Here is a 23,303-nt window from a genome sequence, read left to right on the forward strand (position 1 = left end):
GTTTGCACGAAGAAGTTCAGGGAAGCGCAGCTTACAAACTTTTAGGAGGGCCAACATGAAGAACTTAATGAAAATGAACCCGAGAGATACGGTAGCTGTAGCCTTACGGCCGATTGCTGCCGGAGAAGAACTCACGATAGACGGACTGACGCTTCAGGCCGCCCAGGAGATTCCGCAGGGGCATAAGATTGCCCTGACGTGTTTCAGCAGCGGAGACATCATTACCAAATACGGTTCCCCGATCGGCCATGCCACGGCTCCGATTGCCGCAGGCGACTGGATTCATACGCATAACATCAAAACCAATCTGTCCGGGGAGGAAGAATACGAGTATGTGCCTGATGTCCATCCGGTGATTTATCCGCGCCGTGATTTGACCTTCCAGGGGTACCGGCGGAGTAACGGCAAGGTGGGCATCCGTAATGATCTGTTCATTATTCCGACCGTGGGCTGTGTGAACGGCGTTGCCGAGCAGATGCTTCAGGAGTTCAAGGCCGAGCATCCCGATCTTGGCGGATTCGACAACCTGACCGTGCTGAAGCACCCTTACGGCTGCTCCCAGCTGGGCGATGACCACCGCATGACCCGCAGCATTCTGCTCGATGCCGTCAATCATCCCAATGCAGGCGGTGTACTCGTCTTCGGCCTTGGCTGCGAGAACAATATCGTCTCCGAGTTCCGCAGCATGCTGGGCGATTATGACGGGTCCCGGGTTAAGTTCCTGGTGGCCCAGGAGGTAGGCAATGAGCTGGAAGCTGGCCTTGTGCTGCTGGAGGAGCTGTATGAAGCCGCTGCGAACGACGTTCGTGAGCCGGTTCCGCTCAGTGAGCTGAACATCGGGCTGAAATGCGGCGGCTCAGACGGATTCTCCGGCATTACGGCCAACCCGCTGCTGGGCGCATTCTCCGACTTCATCATCTCTCAGGGCGGAACCTCGGTGCTGACAGAGGTGCCGGAAATGTTCGGTGCGGAGAAGGTGCTGATGGCCCGCGCTGAGAGCAAGGAGGTCTATGATGATATCGTCTCGCTGATCAATAACTTCAAGCAGTATTTCCTCTCTTACGGCGAGCCTGTCTATGAGAATCCGTCTCCGGGCAACAAGGCCGGCGGCATCAGCACACTGGAGGACAAATCGCTCGGCTGCACCCAGAAGGCCGGTTCGTCGCCGGTGGTGGATGTATTGCAGTATGGCGTGAAGCTGCGCAAAAAAGGGCTGAGCCTCTTACAGGCTCCCGGCAACGATCTGGTCGCTGCGTCTGCGCTTGCCGCTTCCGACTGCCAGCTCGTGCTGTTCACCACCGGCCGCGGCACGCCTTTCGGCAGCTTTGTGCCTACGGTTAAGATAGCAACGAACAACGACCTTTTTGCCAAAAAAGGCCACTGGATGGACTTCAACGCAGGTCCCCTGCTGGAAACGCCGATGGCCGATGTGCTGGAGGAATTCATCACGTATATCATTGATGTCGCCAGCGGCCAAAAAACACGGAACGAGCAGAATGAAGTGCGTGAGCTGGCTATTTTCAAAACAGGCGTAACTTTATAGAACTTATCCTATATCGATTGAACTTGAAGATTACAGATAAGGAAAAGTGACGGAGGAGAATTTTGGAACTGTAGGAGCGATAGCGTCCGCCTTTGTCACCGGATTTCTACCGCGATTAGCGGTTTAAATCAAGAAATCTGGGGACAACAGCGGCCGGAGGGCCAAACATTCTCTGGAGTCACGGAAATCCTATAACAGAAATATACAAGTACAATCTATATAATAATCCATTCAAAGGGAGATCCTACTCATGTTCCTAAACGAGGACTTCATGTTGTCCGGCGAAACAGCACAGCTACTCTTTCATAATCACGCCAAAACCATGCCCATTATCGATTACCATTGCCATCTGGACCCGCGCGAAATCTATGAGGACCAGCCCTTTGAGAATCTGACCGCAGCCTGGCTGTACGGTGATCATTACAAGTGGCGGCTGATGCGCGCGAACGGCGTGCCTGAATCGCATATTACCGGCGATGCCTCTGATTATGATAAATTCCTGGCCTGGGCCCGTACACTGCCTAAGGCAGTAGGCAACCCTCAGTATAGCTGGACGCATCTGGAGCTCCGCCGTTTCTTCGGTGTAGAGGAGCTGCTGAATGAAGCCGCGGCGCCGGCTATCTGGGAGAAGGTCAACCGCAAGCTGGCTGAACCGGGCTTCACCCGGCGCGGCCTGATCCGCAGCAGCGGTGTCAAGGTGATCTGCACCACCGATGATCCGGCAGATTCCCTGGAGTATCACAAGCTGCTGCAGGGGAGTGAGACCGCCTTCCAGGTGTTCCCGACCTTCCGTCCTGACAAGGCGCTGAACATCGATGCCGAAGGCTTCGCCGCCTGGACCCTTAAGCTGGAGTCGGCCTCCGGCCTGCCGGTCAAGAGCTATGCCGGGCTGCTGGATGCCCTGCGTAACCGGGTTGCTTTCTTCCACGAGCAGGGCTGCCGCCTGTCGGACCATGCGCTGGATATCCTGCGTTACGAAGCAGGTGCGCCTGAGATCGTTGAGGCTATATTCGCCAAAAGAATGCAGGGTGCTGTGCTGTCACCGGAGGAAATCACCCGCTACCGCACAGAGCTGCTGACCGCGCTGATCGGCTTCTATCATGACAAGGGCTGGACCATGCAGCTTCACCTGCATGCTTACCGCAACAATAACACGCCGATGTTCCAGCGATTGGGACCGGATACCGGCTATGACGGCATCAACGATCTGCCGCTGACCACAGCGCTGTCGCAGCTGCTTGACCGGGCCGAGAGCGGCATCGGCCTGCCGAAGACGATCCTCTACTCGCTGAATCCCGGCGACTACCCTGCCCTGCTGGCTCTGCTGGGCTGCTACCAGAAGGACACCCCCGGCAAGCTCCAGCTTGGCTCCGGCTGGTGGTACAACGATACGCGCAGCGGCATGCGCCAGCAGCTGACCCTGCTGGCCGAGAACAGCCTGCTCGGCAACTTTGTCGGCATGCTGACCGATTCGCGCAGCTTCCTGTCGTATACCCGGCATGAATATTTCCGCCGGGTCCTGTGCGGGCTGCTCGGTGAACTCGCCGAACGCGGGGAAGCGCCGGATGACCTAGAAGTTCTGGGGGCTATGGTCCGGGATATCTCCTACAATAACGCAGCCGGATATTTCGGCTTCCAGACTGCCGGCAGCGAAGCCGGAGTCACCGTCTAGATGGAGGCATGCTAAAGATGCCGACTATCTATATCTCCGGAGACTCTACCGCCGCCCAGAAGGGCGGCGGGGAATGGCCAATGGCCGGATGGGGCGAGTACCTGCAGCAGTATATCAGCCGGAAGGTGCAGATTGAGAACCGGGCCATCAACGGACGGAGCACACGCTCCTTCCTGGCTGAGGGCAGACTGGCAGACATGGAGCGGGATTTCCTCCCCGGAGACTTTCTCCTGATCCAGTTCGGCCATAATGACCAGAAGCTGGAGGACCCTCTCCGTTACACGGAGCCGCATACCGAATACCGCCGGAATCTGCAGCTATTCATTGATTCCGCCCGCAGCCGGGGCAGCTTCCCTGTGCTGCTGACTTCCGCGAGCCGCCGCCGCTTCACTACGGACGGGGAACCAGACCCGCAGGCTGTCGGACTCTATCCGCAGGTTATGCGGGAGGTTGCAGGGGAGACCGGAACACCTCTGCTTGATATTTTTGCCGCCTCCCAGCAGCTCTACCGCAGACTGGGAGTGGAAGCATCGGCCGGGCTGTTCATGCACCTGCCGCCGGGCGCACGCCCCAACTACCCGGACGGCATTACCGATGACACGCATTTCTGCAGCTCCGGGGCGCAGCAGATCGCAGCGCTGGTAGCCGAAGCGCTCGCACAGTGCGCGGAGCTGAAGCTGCTGCATCCGTATCTGCGTGCGGGTGTAGCTGGGGGTCGGCAGGCGAGGTAGCCGAAACGCTAGCGCAGTCTGCGGAGCTGAAACTACTGCAACCGTATCTGCGGGTGTAGCTGCGGGAAGCAGACAAGTGTGTAGTGCGGATTAGGTTATGCATGAGCCTGTGGAGCATTGCAAACATAGCGCACGTTATTCGCCATTCTTACATGTTGCTTCAATCCTCAGTCAGCATGATCAGGCCGCCTGTGACCACTTTTGGACATAGGCGGCCTTTTTAGTGGAAACCTGCCCTTCGGCACTCCATGCGAACTCTTATATCTGAATACAAAGGAGTCTAACCCTATGACCGTTCCATTTCACCTGGGCGTCCGTGCCCATGACTTCAAGCGGTGTCCGCTGCCGCAATTAATAGATAAGCTGAAGGAGCATGGCTTCCCGGCGATTCAGTTGGCGTTACATAAATCTTTTCCGGAGAGTGTGGCTGAGCTTGGCGCACTAAGTCCGGGTGCTGCTGCGTACTATGGCGATGCCTTCAGACAAGCAGGTATCAAGATTGCTGTCCTTGGCTGTTATGTGAACATTATTGATGCTGACCCTGCCAAGCGCGCGCAGGCGCTGAGCGACTTCAACACTCATCTGCGGCTGGCCCGAGACTTCGGCGCGAGTCTGGTAGGTACGGAGACCGGCAGTGTAGGTCAGGGGTATACACCGGATAACTTCACGGAGGAGGCTTTTGAACAAGTGGTTGACTCCGTCAGTGCCATGGTTGCTGAGGCCGAACGGTTCGGAGTAACTGTAGGCATCGAGGCAGGCGTCAACCACCCGCTCTACACGGCCCAGTTAGCCCGGCGTCTGCTGGATACTGTACCGTCTAATAACCTGCAAATTATACTGGATGCCGCGAATCTGATGACCCCGGACAATTACCTTCAGCAGGAGCAGATTGTGGCAGAAGCGCTGGAGCTCCTCGGAGACCGGATCGCGGTCCTGCATCTGAAGGATTTCACGGTTAAGAACGGCGCCATTGACATCGTTCCTGCCGGACAAGGGATGCTGAACTTCGCCCCGCTGCTCCGCTACATGAAATATAAGCGCCCGCATATCCAGGGCCTGCTAGAGAGCACTCCTGAGGAACATCTCCAGGCCAGCGCGCAATTCCTGCGGAGAATGTATAACGAGGTTTAACAAAAGTGCTCTGCGGATGGATGTTGGGAGGATGGATGGGAGATGCTGGATGAGAGATTAGAGATGATGAATGCTGAAAAATGAATGAGAGATAATGAATGAGAGATGATGAATGAGAGATGAGATAAGGAGTCATACGGTCCACACAGTTGGTGTCCCTACCTCTGCCTTACTCATCCGCTCACCTTTGGGGCATTCGCGAATTCAGGGGCATTAGTGCTCTTCATTTGCTCATTTCGCCTGCGTGTGCTGATTTCAGGAGCATTAGTGCTCTTCATTTGCTCATTTCGCCTGCTTCTGCTGAATTCAGGAGCATTAGTGCTCTTCATTTGCTCATTTCGCCTGCCTGTGCTGAATTCAGGGGCATTAGTGCTCTTCATTTGCTCATTTCGCCTGCGTGTGCTGAATTCAGGGGCACTTGTGCTCCTCAGTAACTCCCTTTGGGCTTTATCCTATTTACGCGCACCTGTGACTACCCAATGTATTCAGTTTTTCACACACATTTGCTCCACTTGCCTCACTACCCAATGTATTCGGTTTTCCATACACATTTGCTCTACGTGCCTCACTGCAGCCCAATGAATTCGGTTTTTCACACACATTTGGTCCACTCGACTCACTACTGCCTATTGTATTCGATTTTTCGCACACATTTGCTCTACGTGCCTCACTACTGCCCATTGTATTCGGTTTTTCACACATATTTGCTCCACTCACCTTCGCGCCAGCACATTGCGTCCCAACTTTATACTCCTCTCTACACACAGACGCATATTACAATTACTGTATAGTATAAATAGTGCCCCCTTATCGACGTATGAGGCACTTGTACTGCATTCTTGTGCTGGATTCCTGCACTATAATGTACAGTGGGCAGATACTTTATGCGTAAGAGTAATAGAGTAATAGAGTAATAGCATAACAAAGCAATCGAGCAATAGACTTTCAAACTAACACCAATAATCTTGCACAAATTGCAGCTTCTCCCCCAACTTACACACTCATAGCTGGAATTGTTGCACAAAAGGCAGGATTCCTCCTCTAACTAAGCATCTTGGCCTGCACATTCCTGCATTTCCTGCAACAATCCTCTGGCAGGCCCCTATTTCGGGGTAGCCAGGTTGCATAACTTGCAACATTTGAGGGTATTTGCTCTAAGTGAGCGGTCCTCTAAACGAGTGCTCCCGTAAGCGGAGCACTTTAGAAATAGCAATAAGACCGCCCATAGTTAACCGGGCGGTCCGTTGCTTGGTGCCGCTATTCCCCGGCCTCGGGGGAAATCACACCTTTTTTGAGTATAATGTTCCCGTAGAGTGCCTCTTCCCCTGTAATTAGAATGGCGTAGCTGTGCTTGGAGCGGTCATAGAAGTCGAAACGCTCTTCATACTCCACCTGCACCGCAGGATCATGCCGGGTGAGAATCTCCTTGTACGTGTCCCATATCACAGGGACAGTGGGGTCTCCCTCCACTACAGCCATGAAGGCCGCCTGAGCCGGAGCATAATGATCCAGCGGTAGCAGCTCCAGGATGGCGTCCAGCAGCCGGGGGATACCGATCCCGTCAGCCCGCAGCACCCGGGAATGCAGCGCATGTCCCGGATAATTGGCGTCTGCCAGCACCAGCTCATCCCCGTGGCCCATCTCCATCAGGGTGCGGACGAGCTCAGGGGAGAGCAGTTTGGGTATTTTTTTGAGCATATTCCTATCTCCTCTCGGCTTCATTACATCCCGTAAAATGATCTCAGCGCCACCAGCTCCTCAATCCGGTGCGGCGGCAGCTCACGCTCTCCCCCGATCATGCGGGTCAGGAAGGTCAGCTTCGCCGTGTACTCAAGCCGCTCCATGTTCATATAAGCAGCCATTACATCCTTGCCCCAGGTCAGGGCCCCGTGGCTCTCCAGCAGCACAGCGGTCTTCTTGCCCAGGAAGGGGGTCAGCGAATCCGGGATCTCTTCTGTCGAAGGCGTCCCGTATACCGCCAGTGGAATGTCCCCCATGGCAATGACGGATTCCGGCATCATCATTTTGTCCAGCGCTTCACCCTTGATGGCAAAAGCGGTAGCATACGGCGGATGCGCATGAACCACCCCGCCCATCTCCGGCAGCTCGTTGTAGATCTTCAGGTGCATCTTCACTTCCGTGGACGGCCGGTAGCCCTCCGCTGCATCCAGGATCTCTCCCTGCAGATTGACTTTGACCAGCATATGCGGCTGGAGATAGCCTTTGCTGACTCCTGTGGGCGAAGTAATTACCTCAGTGGCCGACAGGCGTGCGGAGATATTGCCGTCATTGGCCGCGATGAAGTCCTTGTTGAACAGATTCCGGCCGATATCGCAGATTAGGCGCCGTAGTTCTTCTTCATGATTATTCATAATTGCCCCCTTGATTGCTGCTTGATTGCTGTATGATTGCTGTATGAAGCTTATCCGTTCTGATGTGAAAAAGACGGCTGGTACCGGAGCGTTGAGCAGGACCGGGCTGCCACCCTTGGGACCTCTGCGGGATCGACAGCACCGAGCGCCGTCAATTGCACCAAAAGGTTGCCGATCGCGCTCGCTTCTACCGGTCCGGCAATAACCTCTTTACCGGTGGCATCCGCCGTCAGCTGGCACAGCAGCTTGTTCTGAATGCCGCCGCCGACCATGTGAATACGGCGCACCGGACGGCCGGTGAGCGCCTCCAGCTCACGGATCGTATCCGCGTAAGACCGGGCCAGACTCTCCAGAATCGAGCGGATGATCTCCGCCCGGGTCTGCGGCACCGGCTGCCCGGTGCGGATGCAGTAGGATTCAATCCGCAGCGGCATATCGCCCGGTGTGCTGAAGAGCGGATCATTCGGGTCCAGCATGGCGATGCACGCCTTGGACCGGTCCAGCTGCCCGGCCAGCTCGGCGGCTTCCTGATGGCTGAGCGGTTCGCCCGCTTCAGCCCAGCACCGCTGGGTCTCCTGGAGCAGCCAGAGGCCGGTGATATTCTTCAGCAGCCGGTTGGTGCCGCCGAAGCCGCTCTCGTTGGTGAAGCCTCTGGCCCGGGCGGCATCGCTTAATACAGGCTCTGCTGTCTCCAGGCCCACCAGCGACCAGGTTCCGCAGCTGATGAATGCAGCGGACGGCAGCGTGGGGCTGAGTCCGGCGGGCCAGTCAGGTCCGGCGGAGCTTGGATCTGGAAAGCTAAGATCGGCGTTGCTTGGATCAGCGCTGCCAGGGCCGACACAGCTAGGGCCGACATAGCTATAGTCGAATCCGCCGTAAGGAATGGACGCCACGGCGGAAGCCGTATCATGCGAAGCTCCGGCGATGATCTGGAGCGGGCCGCTGCCCAGCTCTTCCTGGAGTGCGGGCCGGAGCTCCCCCAGCACCGTGCCTGCCGGAACCAGCCGGGGCACAAGCGTCACCGGCAGCTCCAGCCTGCGCAGCACTTCGGCTGCAGGCGCTGTGGACTGCGGATTCAGCAGGCCGCTGGTGCTCCAGATGGTCTGCTCGGCCACGGCCACACCGCTTAGCATATAATTGAACAGATCCGGCATCAGCAGCAGCTGTCTGGCGGTTGTCCGCAGCTCCGGCTTCGCCATAAGATCGGCAAACAATTGATACACCGTATTAATCGGGCTGGATTGGTTGCCCGTCAGCTTGAATTGCTCTGCCGGAGGCAGCGCAGCCTCTAGTACTGAAGTGAAGTCCGCCGTCCGCTGATCCCTGTAATGATGCGGAGCGTCCAGCAGCCCGCCCTGCTCATCCAGCAGGCCGTAGTCGACTCCCCAGGTATCCACGCTCAGAGAGCGCAGCGGGCCATACTTTGCCGCAGCCGCTGCAATCCCTTGCTTGATCTCCTCAAGCAGCCGCTGCACATCCCAGTGCAAATGTCCGTTGACCTCTACCGGTCCGTTAGGGAAGCGGTGAATCTCCTCCACCGTCACCTTTCCGTCCCTGTAGCATCCCAGCATCACTCTGCCGGAGCTGGCTCCCAGGTCGATGGCCAGCAGCCGGATTCCTTGGTTTCCGGTTACCTCCATAACTTGCGTCTTCGCCTCTGTCATCTTCCCACCTCTTCACGCGGAGGATTAGTAGAGCGGGCCAAAGTTGCGGCAGGCTCTGTAATCGGCACTCTCCAGATTCTCTGTGCCGAACAGCGACCAGACGCGCGGGCGGAAAATCCGCGCTTCTTCCACGTTATGCATACTGACCGGAATCCGCAGGATCGAGGCCAGCGTAATGAGATCTGCGCCAATATGTCCGTAGCTGATCGCCCCGTGATTGGCACCCCAATTGTTCATCACATCGTAGACAGACTGGAAGGAGCCATGACCGGTCAGCTTCGGAGCGAACCAAGTTGTCGGCCAGGTAGGGTCTGTGCGCTGGTCGAGCGTGTCATGAACCTCTCCCGGCAGTTCTACAGTGTAGCCCTCTACCAGCTGGAGTACAGGTCCCAGCCCCTTGACCAGATTGAGCCGGGCCATGGTGACCGGCATGCCGCCCCGGGTCAGGTAGTCCGTGGAGAAGCCGCCTCCCCGGAAATATTCCTGGGACGCCGGGCGGAACTGGGTCTGTGCGATACAGGCAGCTGCCTCTTCATCCGTGATGTCCCAGAACGGCTTGATCGCCGGCTTGCCGTCAATGCTCTGCTCGCCGGTGCCGTCCAGCGCTGCCGAGCCCGAATTAATCAGATGCAGCAGACCGCCTGCTGCCGCTCCCTCCAGCTCATACCCGGTCACTCGCTTCACGGCAGCCGGACTCCAGAAGGTGCGCACATCGGCAAAGATCTGCGCTGTATTCGTCAGCAGATAATTGAACAGCATCGTTACCCCGTTCAGGCTGTCATTCTCGGTGGCGACGATATAAGGCGCCCGTCTGCCGTTCCAGTCGAACGAGGAGTTCAGAATCGTCTCCATAAAGTCGCCGTTCGGGAAATGGTCGGTCCATTGCCGCTGGCCCTGGAAGCCGCCCAGCAGGGCATTGTGACCGCCCGCTTCCTCCTCGAAGCCGAGCTTCGCAAGCTGCGGATTGCCAGTCATGAGATCACGGGCAATCAGCGTCATTTTGACAACCGTCTCCCACTGCTCTTCCTTAACCTCTTCACTGAGCTGCAGATGCTGCGGGTTATTATCCGCCCCCACTCGGCAGTTGTCCTTCACCCAGGCCAGCGCCCGCGCGAACTCCTCAGGATCATAGATCCCTTCCTCAAATCTGCGTACAAATTCAGACATATCGATGTATTCATTGCGCATGCCGAGATATTCCTGGAAGAACTGCTCGTTCACGATGGAACCGGCGATCCCCATCGACACGGAGCCCATCGACAGATAGGACTTCCCCTTCATCAGAGCAGCCGCCAGCGCGGACCTCGCGAACTGCAGCAGCTTCACCTGAACATCTGCCGGGATCTCCTCGCTGCTGGATTCCTGGACATCCTCTCCGTAGATGCCGAAGGCCGGAATACCTTTTTGCGCATAAGCAGACAGAACTGCCGCCAGATATACCGCCCCGGGGCGCTCCGTTCCGTTGAAACCCCATACCGCATGCGGGATGGTCGCATCCATGTCCATCGTTTCCGATCCATAGCACCAGCACGGGGTGACTGTAATGGATACGCCTACACCGGCACCCGCGAACTTCTGCGCCGCCGCCGCAGCCTCCTTCACACCGCCAATCGTAGAATCGGCAATGATACACTCCACCTGTGAACCATCCGGATACCTTACATTCTCCTGCAAAAATGCCGCTACCCGCTGAGCCATGCCCATCGTCTGTGCCTCCAGCGATTCGCGCACCCCGCGTCTTCTGCCGTCAATCGTCGGCCGGATTCCAATCTTCGGATAATTTGCTGTCACTGCTGTTCCTCCCCGAATCGTAAGTTGATAGTATGAGAACATTACACTGGAGCTATGGCTCCGATTAGTAAGCGCTACCAAATACAGCCTCTGCGGTCTGCACACTTTTGTCTTTCATCGCAGGCTTTCAATTTCTTCTACATCATAAAATCACTCACCTTCAAAGTCAACACTATTCCACACATTAATTTTGGTTTTTGTGTGGTTTTGTGTGATATAATGACGTCAAACTGTGGAATACTCTGTGATTGCGGGATTTATGTTAGGCGGCAGATTATAGTAAACTGTATACAACTACATAACGTAAGGGTGGGCATGATATGAAGGCTTTTGAACGGCGGGATCTGGTCATTAATGAGCTCTACAGGCATAAGAAGGTTCACGTTGCGGATCTGGCGCAGAAATTCGGTGTATCGGAGGAGACGATCCGGCGCGATCTCGACCGGCTGGACAAGGAGGGCATTGCCAAGAAGAATTACGGCGGGGCGATTCTGAACGCTCACACCAACGAGGACCCCTCTTACTCGCACAGGCATCAGGTCAACATTGAAGCGAAGCGGAGGATTGCGGTAAGGCTGCTGGAGCTGATTAATGACGGGGACAGTGTGATGACGGACACCAGCACAACGGCTTTTGAAGGCTTGCGGAGAATCGTGGAGGACAAAAAAAATCTGACCATCATCACCAATTCCCTGGCGGTATTGTCAGAATTCCAGCATTCCGGGCAAAAGCTCATCTGCACGGGAGGCCTGCTCGGGCCGGAGACCAGCTCTTTCGTAGGGCCTACGGCCTCGCAGACGATTCTGAAATATAATGTGGATGTGGCCATATTCAGCTGCAAGGCACTCTCCATGGCGGGCGGACTCTGTGATTCCAACGAAGCGGAGACCGAGCTTAAGGTGCTGATGCAGCAGCAGGCGAGCAAGGTGATCCTTCTGGCTGACCATTCCAAGTTCGACCGAATCGCCTTCATCCGCCTGTTCAGCTTCGACAAGGTCGATTATATCGTCACCGATCAGCGGCCGTCTGAGGAATGGATCGAGTTCCTTGCCAAATATCAGGTCTCCCTGCTCTACCCTGCTGATTCACAATAAGTCTTAACGTTCACGTTTAAAAGCCTGCGCCGACACGTAAACGAACCGTTCCGCTCTGGCCATCATATGGAACTTCTGCTCCGGGAAGTGGCGGTACAGGTGATCTACGAAATAGCCCGGATTCTCGGCGTTGCCGGCGAACAGGTCATAATGCAGCGGTACCACGGTCTCAAAACCAGAGGTCGCCGCGAACTCTGCCGCTTCCCGGTAATTCATATTGCCGACGATATTGCGGCTGCCCCGGTAATAATCGCGTCCATTAATCGGCAGCAGTGCCAGATCGATCTTGCGGCTGCCTACCTCCTCAATCAGCTCAGGGAACAGCACGGTATCCCCGGCATGATAGAGCGTGACCCCGTTCAGCTCCAGAATGTAGCCCACGTACTTAGGATGACCCTGTTCATCACGCTCCAGTTGCTCATGCGCCGCTGCCACCGGATATACCTTCAGCCCTTGTGCGGGCTCTGCCTCCTGACCGGGCAGGGCAGCAGCCTGACGCTCCTTACCGATGCCCAGCTCCTGCAGACGCTCCAGGCAGACCGCCGGAGCCATGAACTGCGCGCCCGGATTCAGTCCGGCCAGCACCGGGAGGGCCTCCTCATCCAGATGATCCGAATGGTCGTGGGTAATCAGGCAGACCTCCATATTCGTAATCTCCCCAGGCCCGACTGGCGGCGGGAAAGTGCGGTCCGGGTTCGGGGATACATAAGGATCAATATAGACGGTCACCCCCGCCCCCTTGACAATAACGCTGGCTTGTCCGAGGAACCAGACCGCCAGGCAGCCGTAAGGCACCTCTGTGCTGCGGATTTCTTCGATCAATTCTTGTCCTGTTAATGGCATAATAGTATGCTCCCTTCCTCTTCTATCTCTCATTCATCATGGCTGGCTGTTACATCCCTGTTTAGTTTATACCCGCCGGAAGTCAAATGGAAGCGCTTGTACAAATCCCTGCTTGTTACGGGTGCCGAATGATGGGTACAATTATTAAATAGTGTAACTACAACAGGATAGGTAAAGGACAGGTGAAATGAATGCAGAATTACGGATTCGCAAGAGTCGCCGCCGCTTCCCCGGAACTCCGGGTGGCTGACTGCGTATTCAATGCAGACCAGATAATTGAAGCCATCAATACAGCCAGCACCCAGGAGGTGGAGTACCTGGTACTCCCGGAGCTGTGCATCACCGGCTACAGCTGTGCGGACCTGTTCCTCCAGCCCCGGCTGCTGGAATCCGCGATGCAGGCGCTGCTGCGGATTACAGCCGCAACGGCAGAGCACCGGATGATTGTCATTGCCGGTCTGCCGGTCTCCATCAAGAGCAGGCTGTTTAACTGTGCCGCTGTCCTCCAGCAGGGACGGATTCTCGGGATTGTGGTCAAGACCTGCATTCCCGGCTACAGCGAATTCTATGAGCCGCGCTGGTTCGCCGGAGCCGAGGAGCTGGAGGTGACCGAGCTGCGGATCGGCGGATCGGCGGTGCCGGTGGGCAATGATCTGATTTTTGCCTGTGAGAGCGACGGGAACCTGTCGTTCGGTGTGGAGATCTGCGAGGATCTCTGGGTGCCGGTGCCGCCAAGCAGCCTGCTGGCCCAGGCCGGGGCCACGCTGCTGTTCAACCCGTCGGCCAGCAACGAGCTGGTCGGCAAGGCTGATTACCGCCGCCAGCTGGTCGGCAGCCAGTCTGCCTCCTGTGTTGCAGGTTATGTCTATGCCAGCTGTAATACCGGCGAGTCGACAACAGACGTTGTCTTCGGCGGACATTCGCTGATCGCGGAGAACGGCCAGCTGCTGGCCGAATCGGAACGCTTCACCCACGAGAGCCGGATGATTACCGCCGACATTGACCTGCCGCGGCTGCAGTATTCCCGCACCGTGATGGGAACGTTCCGGGCCGGCAAGGGCGGACGCAATTACCGCGAGATTCTCTACGCTGCGCCGCTCAGCAGCAGCAATGAGAGGGAGCTGAAGCGTTCTGTAGGCGTCAACCCTTTCGTGCCGGGCAATCCGCTCCAGCGGGACGAACGCTGCCAGGAGATTCTCTCGATCCAGACCTCCGGCCTGATGAAGCGTATCCGTCACATCGGCACCAAGCAGGCTGTGATCGGCATCTCCGGCGGCCTCGACTCTACGCTTGCGCTGCTGGTTGCCGTGCGGGCTATGGAGCTGCTCGGGCGTCCGGCCAGTGATGTGCTGGCGGTCACGATGCCGGGCTTCGGCACGACCAGCCGCACGTACGACAACGCGGTAGGCTTGATCAAGGCACTCGGCGCCTCGATGAAGGTCGTTGACATCAAGGCGGCCTGCCTCCAGCATTTCGCGGACATCGGCCACGACCCCGAGGTGCATGACCTGACTTACGAGAACGTACAAGCCCGCGAGCGTACCCAGATTCTGATGGACCTTGCCAACAAGAACGGCGGGATTGTCATAGGTACAGGCGACCTGTCCGAGCTTGCGCTGGGCTGGTGTACCTATAACGGCGATCATATGTCGATGTACAGCGTGAATTCGGGCATTCCGAAGACGCTGATCCAGTATGTTGTCGCCTGGTATGCGGACCACGAAGCACACGAGACGGTGAGCAAGTATCTCTACAGCATTATCGAGACCGGAATCAGCCCGGAGCTGCTGCCGCCTTCGGCAACCGGAGAGATTGTCCAGCTGACCGAGAATATTCTGGGTCCTTACATTGTGCATGACTTCTTCCTGTATTACATGCTGCGTACAGGCGCTTCTCCCGGCAAAATGCTCTATCTCGCCCAGCACGCCTTCGGCGAAGCTTATCCTAAGGAGCAGCTAACCGCCTGGCTGAAGGTGTTCGTCACCCGCTTCTTCACCCAGCAGTTCAAGCGCTCCTGCCTGCCGGACGGACCGAAGGTCGGTACGGTCAGCCTCTCGCCGCGCGGCGACTGGCGCATGCCAAGCGATGCTTCCGCCGCGCTCTGGCTGCAGGAAATAGAAGAACTGTAACTCCCGGCCGCAGCAACAGGGCCGAAGGCAAAGAGGCGTCCCCCATCATCACAGGATGATTAGGGACGCCTCTTTTGTAAGCAATCTGCTTCACTCGTACCGATTATCAAGAATCAAGACTTCATCGCTGCCGAACGGAGTCTGAATCGTTACCGTCTCTCCAGGGCACGCCAGAATCAGCCCTCTGCCCATGGGCGACCAGAGTGAGATGCAGAATTCATCCAGCTCGGCTTCACCGGGGATGACAATCCGGTACGGCTCATCAAGCGTCTCCTGGCCGATCCGCAGCGACACCCGGGACCCGACCAGCACCATAGAACGCTCTAGCGCATCGTTGTCACCGGACAGAATCCGCTCCACCGTCTCCTGATAGCGCTTGATCATCGCCTGTACCTCTGCCCGCTCAGCCGGAGACTCCCACGTTCCCCTGTCCAGAATGGAGAATTTATGCTCATCGAGATAGACCAGCTGCTGCACCAGCTCCTCGCGTAAGGAAACGGTTCTGAGACTATGGCTCATAGTAGATTTCACCTACCTTCTTCATCAGGTCATGCTCGAAAATACGCTGGTTCCTGCTCATAGCCCTCAGTCCTCCTATATAAGAAAATAGGTCCCGCGCAGGGACCTATTCTCTATGATAGCATCTTTCCCGGGAAAGACAATCTCATGTGCAGGGGATGGCGCGCTCCGGTTCAACCCTTCACAGAATCGGCAGATTTCCCGGACGTTCCGGCAGCGGCCCGGCTGTACATATTCAGGTCCTGCAGCTTAATCAGCACCTTGCCGAATCGTCCTCCTTGGCGGACAACGACTTGCTGCTGCGGGTAGGCCGTGTGCAGATAGTCTGTAACTACCTTGAGGGTAGCCTCTCCCCCGTCCAGATGATGCAGCGGCAGCATCTCCACCACCTCAGCGGCTACTGCTTCCAGTGACAGCTCCTTGCTTTTCGCTTCGCGGGTAATGATCGTCTCATAGGAATAGCCCTTCAAATATAATAATTGAGTCAGATAAGCCATATCCGAGGACTCTGCATGAACCTCCCGGCCCGTCAGCAGCGGCAATACTTCATTCATCAGGCTATGCTCCTGCACACCTGCCGAGGTGCTGATATAACAGTATTTCCGGGCACAGCTGATCACCTTCTCCGTGCTCTCCCAGTCGAAGACCGCAGGACACATGGACACGAAGACCAGATCGAAGGCATTCAGCCAGCCCCGCGCGGCAATGTCGATATTCTCGAATGCTTCATGCACCAGCTCCACCTGTCCCGTAGCCGCTCCGGCCGTGTTCTTCAGGAACAGCTCCGCTAAGGGAACATTAGGCTCTACTGCTGTAACCTTGGCCCCCCGCTCGATAAAAGGAACCGTGAACCCGCCCGAAGCCGCCCCCACATCGAGCACAGTCAACCCGTTAAAATCCACGCCCTGGCCTTCCATCCAGCCGATAATCCGCTCGCTCCGGTCCCGCCCGGCACTGCTGAATACCTCTTCATTGAACACCTGCGCCTTATGATCGAAGCTCGTGTGCGGATTCATGCCCATCGCCTTGAACTTGTTGGCCATTGCCTTGGGATCTTCCTTCCAGGCCTTCTCCCATACGCTTGCATCGAATAATCCGTTATTCATTACTAATTCATCCTCTCCTGAATGTCTTGATTGTCTTAACTGCAATGCAATTACACAGACTTAAAAGATTTTGAATATCTATAATACCCGCTAAATAAAAACGGCTGTACCGCCCCTGAGGGGACGGTATCCGTTGCAGCGGGAAATAGCAGCACACAGAATGGCGCAGAATGACATTGCATGATGCCAGCGCTTATTGACAGGCCAGCATCTTCTCGGCAAGCTCGGACATCATTTTGTTACGCAAATATTCCTCCATCTGCCCTTCGGCCTTGACCATCTCCTGCTGAATCAGACACTCACTGGGATGGTCCAGGGTACAGTCGAACAGCGACGCTGTGCCTTCAATGGCATGGATGATATCCAGAAACGAGATTTCGTCCCCCTTGCGCCGCAGACGATACCCGCCATTCGCCCCGGAGGCAGACTCGATCAGCCCGGCCTTGACCAGCTTGGTCAGAATCTTAGACAAATACGTAGGCGATACATTCTGCCGCTCGGCCAGCTGCTGCACGCCCATCGGCTTATCGGGAGTGTGCGCGACCAGGAACAGCATCGTGTGCAGAGCGTAGTTCGTTGCTTTGGAGTACTTCATGTCTTATTCCACCTTACCTATGGACTATGTCCGCAATTACAGACTTCATTTGTCTATGATAGCCCTTATGCAGGGAGATTGCAAGCACCGGGAGGGGGGATGGGGAAAGATAACAAGTGGGTACGGTTTGTTGTCCTTTAGACAGCCCGCTTACGTCCGCCTCGGCGCATTGTGTTCGGTTTTTCGCCTACATTTGGTTCGCGCGGTTCACACCTGCCCAATGTGATCGGTTTTTCGATTACATCTGGCCCGCACAGTACCATCCAGCGCAATGTGATCGGTTTTTCGATTACATTCGGTCCGCGCACTACCATCCAGCACAATGTGATCGGTTTTTCGATTACATTCGGTCCGCGCACTACCATCCAGCGCAATGTGATCGGTTTTTCGATTACATTTGGTCCGCGCACCTCGCACTGGCACAATGTATTCGCACTTTCCAGCACAACAAAAAAACAGAGCCCCGTACTCTGAGGGCTCTGCATCGCAGCATTATCAATGGCTGAAATAGTCCGTCTACACGCCACTTACTTCCGCAAAGGGTACTGGAATCTGTATTCCCCGGAGCCGAGTGTAATCTTCACCACCTGTGCCAGCTGCTCAGCGGAATGAATGCCAGGGACCTGCTGAAGCGGCTGCCCAGCCGCCATTCCTGTCTCCGACACTTCGCCCAGCAAGGCGTCCGGCAACAGCACCGTAGCTGAGGTATTCGGCGGAATCACGGCGATCAGCCCGATTGTCCCGGAATCTATCGTCCATTCGGAGCGGATCGTCCCGTACATGGATTCCAGACTGGCCGCAGCCGAGGTCAGTCCGCCTCCCGGATGCGGCTGGATCAGGAACTGCTTATAGCCCGGCCCCTCCTCTGTCTGCTCGATCCCCGCTACATGGCGGTACAGGAAATCCCCTACCGCCCCATAAGCATAGTGGTTGAAGGAATTCATCGACGCACTCCAGAAGCTTCCGTCCTCCTTCATTCCGTCCCAGTGCTCCCAGATCGTAGTTGCGCCGCGGGTAATCGGATACAGCCAGGATGGATAGTCCGTCTGGAGCAGCAGCTTGTAGGCAGCCTCGTAATGTCCCGCATCCGCCAGCACCAGATTCAGATAAGGCGTGCCGACGAAGCCGGTCGTAAGGTGATACCCGCTCGCTTCCAGCAGCTGTATTAGTCTCGCCACCGTACGGTCCTTCGCACTCCCCTCCACTAGTCCGAACATTAACGCCAGCACACAGGCTGTTTGGGTAGCCGGACCTTTCTCCCCCGCTGGCAGGATATACGCTTGGTTGAACGCATCTTTGACCTGGTGATGAAGCTGTGAGTATTTCTCTACATCTTCTGTCCTGCCCAGCACCTTAGCCGTCTTCTCCATCAGCTGGACCGAATAGGCATAGAAGGCAGTTGCGATATAATTCCGGTCCGTTGCACCCACATGACTGTCAGCCTTGGCATCCAGACCCAGCCAATCTCCGAAGTGGTCGCCGGTATTCCACAGGAACTCATCCGTACCCTGGCGGCGGATATACTCCACCCAGCCCTTCATGCTGCTGTACTGCTGCTCAAGAATCCGCTTATCCCCGTAACACTGGTAGACCGTCCACGGACAGATGACCGCCGCATCGCCCCAGGCTGCAGAGGAATGCGCCTCCTCCCCAAGCACATGCGGAATCACGTAGGGAACGCCGCCATCCTCCCGCTGATCCGCAGCCAGATCCCCCAGCCATTTGCTGAAAAAAGGTGCCACATTCATCAGATACGCCGCCGTGCGGATGAACATCTGTGCGTCGCCGGTCCACCCCAGCCGTTCATCCCGCTGCGGGCAGTCGGTCGGCACATCGACGAAATTCCCCTTTTGCCCCCAGAGGATGTTGTGCTGGAGCTGATTCAGCAGAGCATTGGAGCAAATAAAGGTGCCAGTCGGCTCCATATCGGAATGCAGCACCACGCCTGTGAAGTCCTGCAGATCCAGCGGGTCCGGGAAGCCGATCAGCTGGACATACCGGAAGCCCTGGAAGGTAAAACGCGGCCGGAAGCTCTCCCGCCCTCCGCCTGCGGCAATATAGGTAATGGTCTGCCTGGCTGTCCGCAGGTTCTCGGTATATACATTTCCCTGCTGATCCAGCACCTCGAAATGCCGCAGCTGGTATTCCTGACCCGCCGCGCCATCTACGGTGAACCGCAGCCAGCCGACCATATTCTGGCCCATATCGAGCACCGTCTCCCCCGCAGGAGTGCGGATGAGGGCAACAGGTGCCAATTCCTGGACCGCCCGGACCGGATCATTCTCCTGTGCAAGCAGAATATGCTTGGCATACGGAAGAATCTCCGCAGCCAGCCACAGCGTGTCATCGTAACCCGGCGTGCTGAAGCCGTGCTGCACCAGGCGGGCGTCATAGGTCTCCCCGTGATAGAGCTCCGACATCAGCAGCGGGCCGGGCAACACCTTCCACTGCGGACCGCTCCCTATGATCTGCTCCGTGCCGTCCTCATAGGTGAGATGAAGCTGCAACAGCAGCGCTGTGCGGTTGCCATAGATATGCTTCCTGTGCTCCCAGCCGAGATTCCCTTTGTACCAGCCGTTCCCGAGCCAAGCTCCGGCCACATTGTCCCCTACCACCAGTTGTTCCGTTACATCATACGTCTGATACTGCAGGCGGTGGCTGTAACTGGTCCACCCAGGATTAAGATAAGTATCTCCGACCCGCGCTCCGTTCAGCTCCAGCTCGTACAGCCCGAGACTGGTCACATAGATCCGGGCCCGGGCGAGCGGCCGGTCCACCTGGAAGCTTCCGCGCAGCAGCGGACTTTGCTCCGCATCTTCCGCAAGGCAGGCCAAGGGAGCCGTAATCCATTCTGCGGTCCACTCCTCCGGCGAGAGCAGCCCCATCTCCCACCAGGCCGCCTGTGACCACTCCGTAGGGCGGTTGTGCTGATCCCATATTTTCACCCGGTAATAATAAATCTGCCTGGACTGCAGCTCCAGCCCCTTCAGCTCGATATGGAGAGATTCACCAGACTCCACTCTGCCCGAGTCCCACCATACGCTCCCGAAATCCGCCGCACCTGCCACCTGTAATTGATACGCCTGCTGCCTCACATCGCGCTCATCCGCTTGCAGCTGCCAGCTGATTCTCGGATTACGGGTATCCAGTCCCAGCGGATTCTCCTGGTACTCCACTCGCGGTTTTTGGATAGCTATCATTGAATACACCTCACCTTTTATAGGATTAATCCTGTATACCTGTATATATGATGCGCTTTCTATTACAATTATAGGATTCCGCTTGGTTTGCATGACCTGCAATATGGACATTTCACCGGGGTAAAAAGGACTTTATGCCATCTGGAGGAGGGAACTGATGGATTCGGCCAACCATACGCTAAAAGGGGAGTATTTCTTCCGGGGCAATCTCCTGTTATATGTGAACCGCGCTACCGAGACCTATGATCTTCCGCTTCACTCCCATGACTTCATGGAGCTGACCTTCGTGGCCGAGGGCAAAGGATTTCATTATATCGGCCAGAAGGCTCACCCGACCGGCAAGGGCCAGCTGCACTTCATTCCTGTCGGCGTGTCCCATGTCTTCCGTCCGTCTTCACCCAGCTCTCTGCGTGAGCCGCTTGTCGTGTACAATTGTTTGTTTAAGCCGGAGCTGCTGGACCGTCTTGCCTGCGTGATTCAAGACCCGCCGATTGCTTCCTACCTGGAGCAGATCAGAGAACAACGGCTGCATTCCTTCTCCCTGACGGATCTGAATGGTTCCATAGAGAACCTGTTTCTGGCGCTTCACCGTGAGTTTCACCTGCCGCAGAGCGGCTCGGACAGCTATTTGCTGACCCTGTTCATTCAACTGCTGATCGGTATCTACAGGCTGGAGCATGATGAGATTCAGTTTCCGCTGGGCAAGCAGACGCAATTTTTGCAGATTCTGAATTATGTCCACCTGAACTATGTGCAGGAGATTACCCTGACGCATCTCTCACGCAGCTTCGACTGGAGTGAACGGCATCTTCAGCGGCTGTTCAAGGCGCATACCGGGCAGACCTTCTACCGGTACCTGCAGAACATCCGGATTCAGAAAAGCTGTCTGCTGCTAATCCAGCAGCCCAAGTCGCCCGTTCACCTCATTGCAGAGCAGGTAGGCTACCGCGATCCGTCAACGTTCAATCTGGTGTTCAAGCGGATTATCGGCACCACACCGGGGATCTACCGGCAAACATCGGGAAGGAAACAGATAGAAGCGGTGAACCTGGAGGAACAACTTTAACGCGGAATCATTGATGTTATTAGGAAATAGTGTTAGGCTATCAACGGTAAACTCCATTCCAGCTACACAGAAAGGTAGTCCTATGATTAAAGTTCAACACCTGTCCTTCTCCTTCCCGCAAAAAGAGCTCTACACTGACATTTCGTTTACGCTCGAAGAGGCGCAGCATTGCGCTTTTATCGGAACCAGCGGCAGCGGAAAAAGCACCCTGATCGATATCCTCATCGACCGGAACAGATATTTGTTCGACGGTACAATAGAGATGGAGCCTGATTGCAGCATTGGGTATGTGAGCCAGTTCGCCAAGCCTGACCAGTCTCTAGACACCACCGTGTTTGAATATATAGCCGGACCTTTCATTAAGCTACAGGAGGAAATACAGCTCATCTGCACTGAGATGGAGACCTCGGCGGATATTGAGCCGCTGCTGGAGAAGTATCAACTGGCTCTGGACGCTTTTGAGGCCTTGGGCGGAGATGATTACGAGAGTCTCATTCATAAAAAGCTGAATCTGGCAGACCTCATGAAGCGCAGGGATCTTAAGGTATCTGAGCTGAGCGGAGGGGAATTCAAGCTCGTTCAGGTCATGAAGGAAATGCTGAACCGCCCCGACTTCCTGATTATGGATGAGCCGGATGTCTTCCTGGACTTCGAGAACCTGAATGCGCTCCGGCAGCTGATTAACGCTCATAAGGGAATTCTGCTGGTGGTTACGCACAACCGTTATCTGCTTAACCATTGTTTTAACAAAATCATTCACCTGGAAAATAAGGAGCTTCAGGAGTTTGACGGCCGTTATCTGGAGTACAACCTCTCCCTGCTTCAGACCAAAATAGAGCTGCAGGAGCTGGCCCTCGCTGAACAGGAAGAGATTGAGCGCAACGAGAACATCATCGATAACCTCCGGGCGATCGCCACGTATAATTCAGAAGCCTCCAGAGGGAGGGCGCTGAAAGCGAGAGTGAAGTTCCAGGAAAGACTGGAGGCCCGCAGAATCAAAGCGCCGTTCGTGGACATTAAGCAGCCGCAGATTCATTTGGGGATGGTGCATGAGCCGCAGGACACTGACTCTCCTGTAGTGACAGTCCAGGATTACCGGGCCGCCTTCGATGAACTGCTGCTGGACAAGGTTAGCTTCGAGCTGAATGCTGGTGATAAAGTCGCCCTGATCGGTCCGAACGGTACCGGCAAAACAACCCTGCTGCGCGATATTGCGCGGGGCCAGCACGACTCTATTACCCTCAGCCCGGAGGCTGCGGTAGCTTATCTGTCCCAGCTTCAAGGCGAAGTGCTGAACGATTCCAACACCCTGCTCGAAGAATTCATCGAGGCCGGGATGGCTACGTATGATGAGATCCGCTCCCATCTGGCAGGCTACGGCTTTGAAGGCGAGATCGTGAACCAGAGAATAGCAGCCCTGTCCGGCGGCGAAAAGAATCTGCTGCAGCTGGCCAAGGTGTCTGCCTTGAAGGCTAATGTCCTGCTGCTAGACGAGCCGACCAGCCATCTGGACACCTACACGCAAATCGCGCTGGACCAAGCCATCCAGGAGTACAAGGGCGCGATTCTTATGATCTCCCATGACTTCTATTCCGTAGTCAACGGGATGGATTATGTACTGATCATTGATGATAAGACGGTCCGCAAAATGACGATCAAGAAATTCAAGAAGATGATCTATGCCCGGCATTTCGATAAAGACTATCTGGAGCTGGAGCAGAAGAAGAAAGCAGCCGAAACCCGGGTAGAACTGGCGCTGAAGGATAACAATTTTGAGCTTGCCAAAAGTCTGGTTGCTGAGCTGGAAGAGCTGATTAAACAGATGTAAGCAGACAAGAACAGTTATA

Annotated in this window: 18 protein-coding genes; 8 read left to right on the plus strand and 10 right to left on the minus strand. The window is 55.9% G+C overall.

All coding sequences use genetic code 11. The features are described from left to right. Window positions 1-55: 55 nt before the first annotated feature. The 4 genes from MKY12_RS20610 (at window position 56) to MKY12_RS20625 (ending at window position 5,077) form a co-directional block, all read left to right on the plus strand. Window positions 56-1,543, plus strand: coding sequence for an altronate dehydratase family protein (locus MKY12_RS20610; protein ID WP_339310551.1), 1,488 nt, complete (start codon window positions 56-58; stop codon window positions 1,541-1,543). 250 nt (window positions 1,544-1,793) lie between these two features. Beyond that, entirely contained in the window at window positions 1,794-3,215 is a 1,422-nt protein-coding gene (gene uxaC / locus MKY12_RS20615; protein ID WP_339310553.1) for a glucuronate isomerase, read from the plus strand. 17 nt (window positions 3,216-3,232) lie between these two features. Then, window positions 3,233-3,946, plus strand: coding sequence for a rhamnogalacturonan acetylesterase (locus MKY12_RS20620; RefSeq protein WP_339310554.1), 714 nt, complete (start codon window positions 3,233-3,235; stop codon window positions 3,944-3,946). Between the two features lie 288 nt (window positions 3,947-4,234). Next, a complete protein-coding gene (locus tag MKY12_RS20625) occupies window positions 4,235-5,077 on the plus strand; it encodes a sugar phosphate isomerase/epimerase (RefSeq protein ID WP_339310555.1) in 843 nt (280 codons plus the stop codon). A 1,257-nt stretch (window positions 5,078-6,334) separates the two neighbouring features. Here MKY12_RS20625 and fucU read toward each other — a convergent pair. Genes fucU through MKY12_RS20645 form a run of 4 tightly spaced genes read right to left on the minus strand, consistent with a single transcriptional unit; the run spans window position 6,335 to window position 10,904 of the window. Then, entirely contained in the window at window positions 6,335-6,775 is a 441-nt protein-coding gene (gene fucU, locus MKY12_RS20630; RefSeq protein ID WP_036698546.1) for an L-fucose mutarotase, read from the minus strand. A gap of 23 nt (window positions 6,776-6,798) precedes the next feature. Continuing rightward, complete coding sequence (locus MKY12_RS20635) at window positions 6,799-7,449, minus strand: class II aldolase/adducin family protein (RefSeq protein ID WP_036731751.1); 651 nt, start codon at window positions 7,447-7,449, stop codon at window positions 6,799-6,801. A 50-nt stretch (window positions 7,450-7,499) separates the two neighbouring features. Beyond that, window positions 7,500-9,113, minus strand: a complete 1,614-nt coding sequence (locus tag MKY12_RS20640; RefSeq protein WP_339310557.1) for a rhamnulokinase family protein — start codon at window positions 9,111-9,113, stop codon at window positions 7,500-7,502. Between the two features lie 24 nt (window positions 9,114-9,137). Further along, on the minus strand, window positions 9,138-10,904 hold the full coding sequence (locus MKY12_RS20645) for an L-fucose isomerase (protein WP_339310559.1): 1,767 nt from the start codon (window positions 10,902-10,904) through the stop codon (window positions 9,138-9,140). Between the two features lie 320 nt (window positions 10,905-11,224). Between MKY12_RS20645 and MKY12_RS20650 the strand changes: the two genes are divergently transcribed. Next, entirely contained in the window at window positions 11,225-11,998 is a 774-nt protein-coding gene (locus MKY12_RS20650) for a DeoR/GlpR family DNA-binding transcription regulator (protein WP_339310561.1), read from the plus strand. A 3-nt stretch (window positions 11,999-12,001) separates the two neighbouring features. Here MKY12_RS20650 and MKY12_RS20655 read toward each other — a convergent pair whose 3' ends face one another. Continuing rightward, window positions 12,002-12,841, minus strand: a complete 840-nt coding sequence (locus MKY12_RS20655) for an MBL fold metallo-hydrolase (RefSeq protein WP_339310563.1) — start codon at window positions 12,839-12,841, stop codon at window positions 12,002-12,004. A gap of 191 nt (window positions 12,842-13,032) precedes the next feature. Between MKY12_RS20655 and MKY12_RS20660 the strand changes: the two genes are divergently transcribed. Continuing rightward, window positions 13,033-14,970, plus strand: a complete 1,938-nt coding sequence (locus tag MKY12_RS20660) for an NAD(+) synthase (protein WP_339310564.1) — start codon at window positions 13,033-13,035, stop codon at window positions 14,968-14,970. A 90-nt stretch (window positions 14,971-15,060) separates the two neighbouring features. Here MKY12_RS20660 and MKY12_RS20665 read toward each other — a convergent pair whose 3' ends face one another. The 5 genes from MKY12_RS20665 to MKY12_RS20685 form a co-directional block, all read right to left on the minus strand. Continuing rightward, on the minus strand, window positions 15,061-15,489 hold the full coding sequence (locus MKY12_RS20665; protein ID WP_036731739.1) for a GreA/GreB family elongation factor: 429 nt from the start codon (window positions 15,487-15,489) through the stop codon (window positions 15,061-15,063). A 173-nt stretch (window positions 15,490-15,662) separates the two neighbouring features. Further along, window positions 15,663-16,595 (minus strand): methyltransferase domain-containing protein, encoded by a 933-nt coding sequence (locus MKY12_RS20670; protein WP_339310565.1) that lies wholly within the window; start codon window positions 16,593-16,595, stop codon window positions 15,663-15,665. 193 nt (window positions 16,596-16,788) lie between these two features. Next, window positions 16,789-17,190, minus strand: coding sequence for an Rrf2 family transcriptional regulator (locus tag MKY12_RS20675; protein ID WP_339310566.1), 402 nt, complete (start codon window positions 17,188-17,190; stop codon window positions 16,789-16,791). A 137-nt stretch (window positions 17,191-17,327) separates the two neighbouring features. Then, on the minus strand, window positions 17,328-17,675 hold the full coding sequence (locus MKY12_RS20680; RefSeq protein WP_339310567.1) for a hypothetical protein: 348 nt from the start codon (window positions 17,673-17,675) through the stop codon (window positions 17,328-17,330). Window positions 17,676-17,717: 42 nt separating this feature from the next. Further along, window positions 17,718-20,390 (minus strand): glycoside hydrolase family 78 protein, encoded by a 2,673-nt coding sequence (locus MKY12_RS20685; RefSeq protein WP_339310569.1) that lies wholly within the window; start codon window positions 20,388-20,390, stop codon window positions 17,718-17,720. A 157-nt stretch (window positions 20,391-20,547) separates the two neighbouring features. On the opposite strand from MKY12_RS20685, the gene MKY12_RS20690 reads away from it, so the two are divergent. Both MKY12_RS20690 and MKY12_RS20695 read left to right on the plus strand, forming a co-directional pair. Continuing rightward, window positions 20,548-21,456, plus strand: coding sequence for an AraC family transcriptional regulator (locus MKY12_RS20690; protein WP_339310571.1), 909 nt, complete (start codon window positions 20,548-20,550; stop codon window positions 21,454-21,456). A gap of 82 nt (window positions 21,457-21,538) precedes the next feature. Then, complete coding sequence (locus MKY12_RS20695; RefSeq protein ID WP_339249669.1) at window positions 21,539-23,284, plus strand: ATP-binding cassette domain-containing protein; 1,746 nt, start codon at window positions 21,539-21,541, stop codon at window positions 23,282-23,284. Window positions 23,285-23,303 lie beyond the last annotated feature (19 nt).

The organism is Paenibacillus sp. FSL M7-0896, from assembly GCF_037975415.1.
Classification (GTDB): domain Bacteria; phylum Bacillota; class Bacilli; order Paenibacillales; family Paenibacillaceae; genus Paenibacillus_AQ; species Paenibacillus_AQ silagei.

What these genes read in the sequence shown, in the direction of transcription:
- MKY12_RS20610 (WP_339310551.1), top strand. Translation starts at nt 56, where the DNA reads ATGAAGAACTTAATGAAAATGAACCCGAGAGATACGGTAGCTGTAGCC.
- uxaC (WP_339310553.1), top strand. Translation starts at nt 1,794, where the DNA reads ATGTTCCTAAACGAGGACTTCATGTTGTCCGGCGAAACAGCACAGCTA.
- MKY12_RS20620 (WP_339310554.1), top strand. Translation starts at nt 3,233, where the DNA reads ATGCCGACTATCTATATCTCCGGAGACTCTACCGCCGCCCAGAAGGGC.
- MKY12_RS20625 (WP_339310555.1), top strand. Translation starts at nt 4,235, where the DNA reads ATGACCGTTCCATTTCACCTGGGCGTCCGTGCCCATGACTTCAAGCGG.
- fucU (WP_036698546.1), bottom strand. Translation starts at nt 6,775, where the DNA reads ATGCTCAAAAAAATACCCAAACTGCTCTCCCCTGAGCTCGTCCGCACC.
- MKY12_RS20635 (WP_036731751.1), bottom strand. Translation starts at nt 7,449, where the DNA reads ATGAATAATCATGAAGAAGAACTACGGCGCCTAATCTGCGATATCGGC.
- MKY12_RS20640 (WP_339310557.1), bottom strand. Translation starts at nt 9,113, where the DNA reads ATGACAGAGGCGAAGACGCAAGTTATGGAGGTAACCGGAAACCAAGGA.
- MKY12_RS20650 (WP_339310561.1), top strand. Translation starts at nt 11,225, where the DNA reads ATGAAGGCTTTTGAACGGCGGGATCTGGTCATTAATGAGCTCTACAGG.
- MKY12_RS20655 (WP_339310563.1), bottom strand. Translation starts at nt 12,841, where the DNA reads ATGCCATTAACAGGACAAGAATTGATCGAAGAAATCCGCAGCACAGAG.
- MKY12_RS20660 (WP_339310564.1), top strand. Translation starts at nt 13,033, where the DNA reads ATGCAGAATTACGGATTCGCAAGAGTCGCCGCCGCTTCCCCGGAACTC.
- MKY12_RS20665 (WP_036731739.1), bottom strand. Translation starts at nt 15,489, where the DNA reads ATGAGCCATAGTCTCAGAACCGTTTCCTTACGCGAGGAGCTGGTGCAG.
- MKY12_RS20670 (WP_339310565.1), bottom strand. Translation starts at nt 16,595, where the DNA reads ATGAATAACGGATTATTCGATGCAAGCGTATGGGAGAAGGCCTGGAAG.
- MKY12_RS20675 (WP_339310566.1), bottom strand. Translation starts at nt 17,190, where the DNA reads ATGAAGTACTCCAAAGCAACGAACTACGCTCTGCACACGATGCTGTTC.
- MKY12_RS20680 (WP_339310567.1), bottom strand. Translation starts at nt 17,675, where the DNA reads ATGCAGAGCCCTCAGAGTACGGGGCTCTGTTTTTTTGTTGTGCTGGAA.
- MKY12_RS20685 (WP_339310569.1), bottom strand. Translation starts at nt 20,390, where the DNA reads ATGATAGCTATCCAAAAACCGCGAGTGGAGTACCAGGAGAATCCGCTG.
- MKY12_RS20690 (WP_339310571.1), top strand. Translation starts at nt 20,548, where the DNA reads ATGGATTCGGCCAACCATACGCTAAAAGGGGAGTATTTCTTCCGGGGC.
- MKY12_RS20695 (WP_339249669.1), top strand. Translation starts at nt 21,539, where the DNA reads ATGATTAAAGTTCAACACCTGTCCTTCTCCTTCCCGCAAAAAGAGCTC.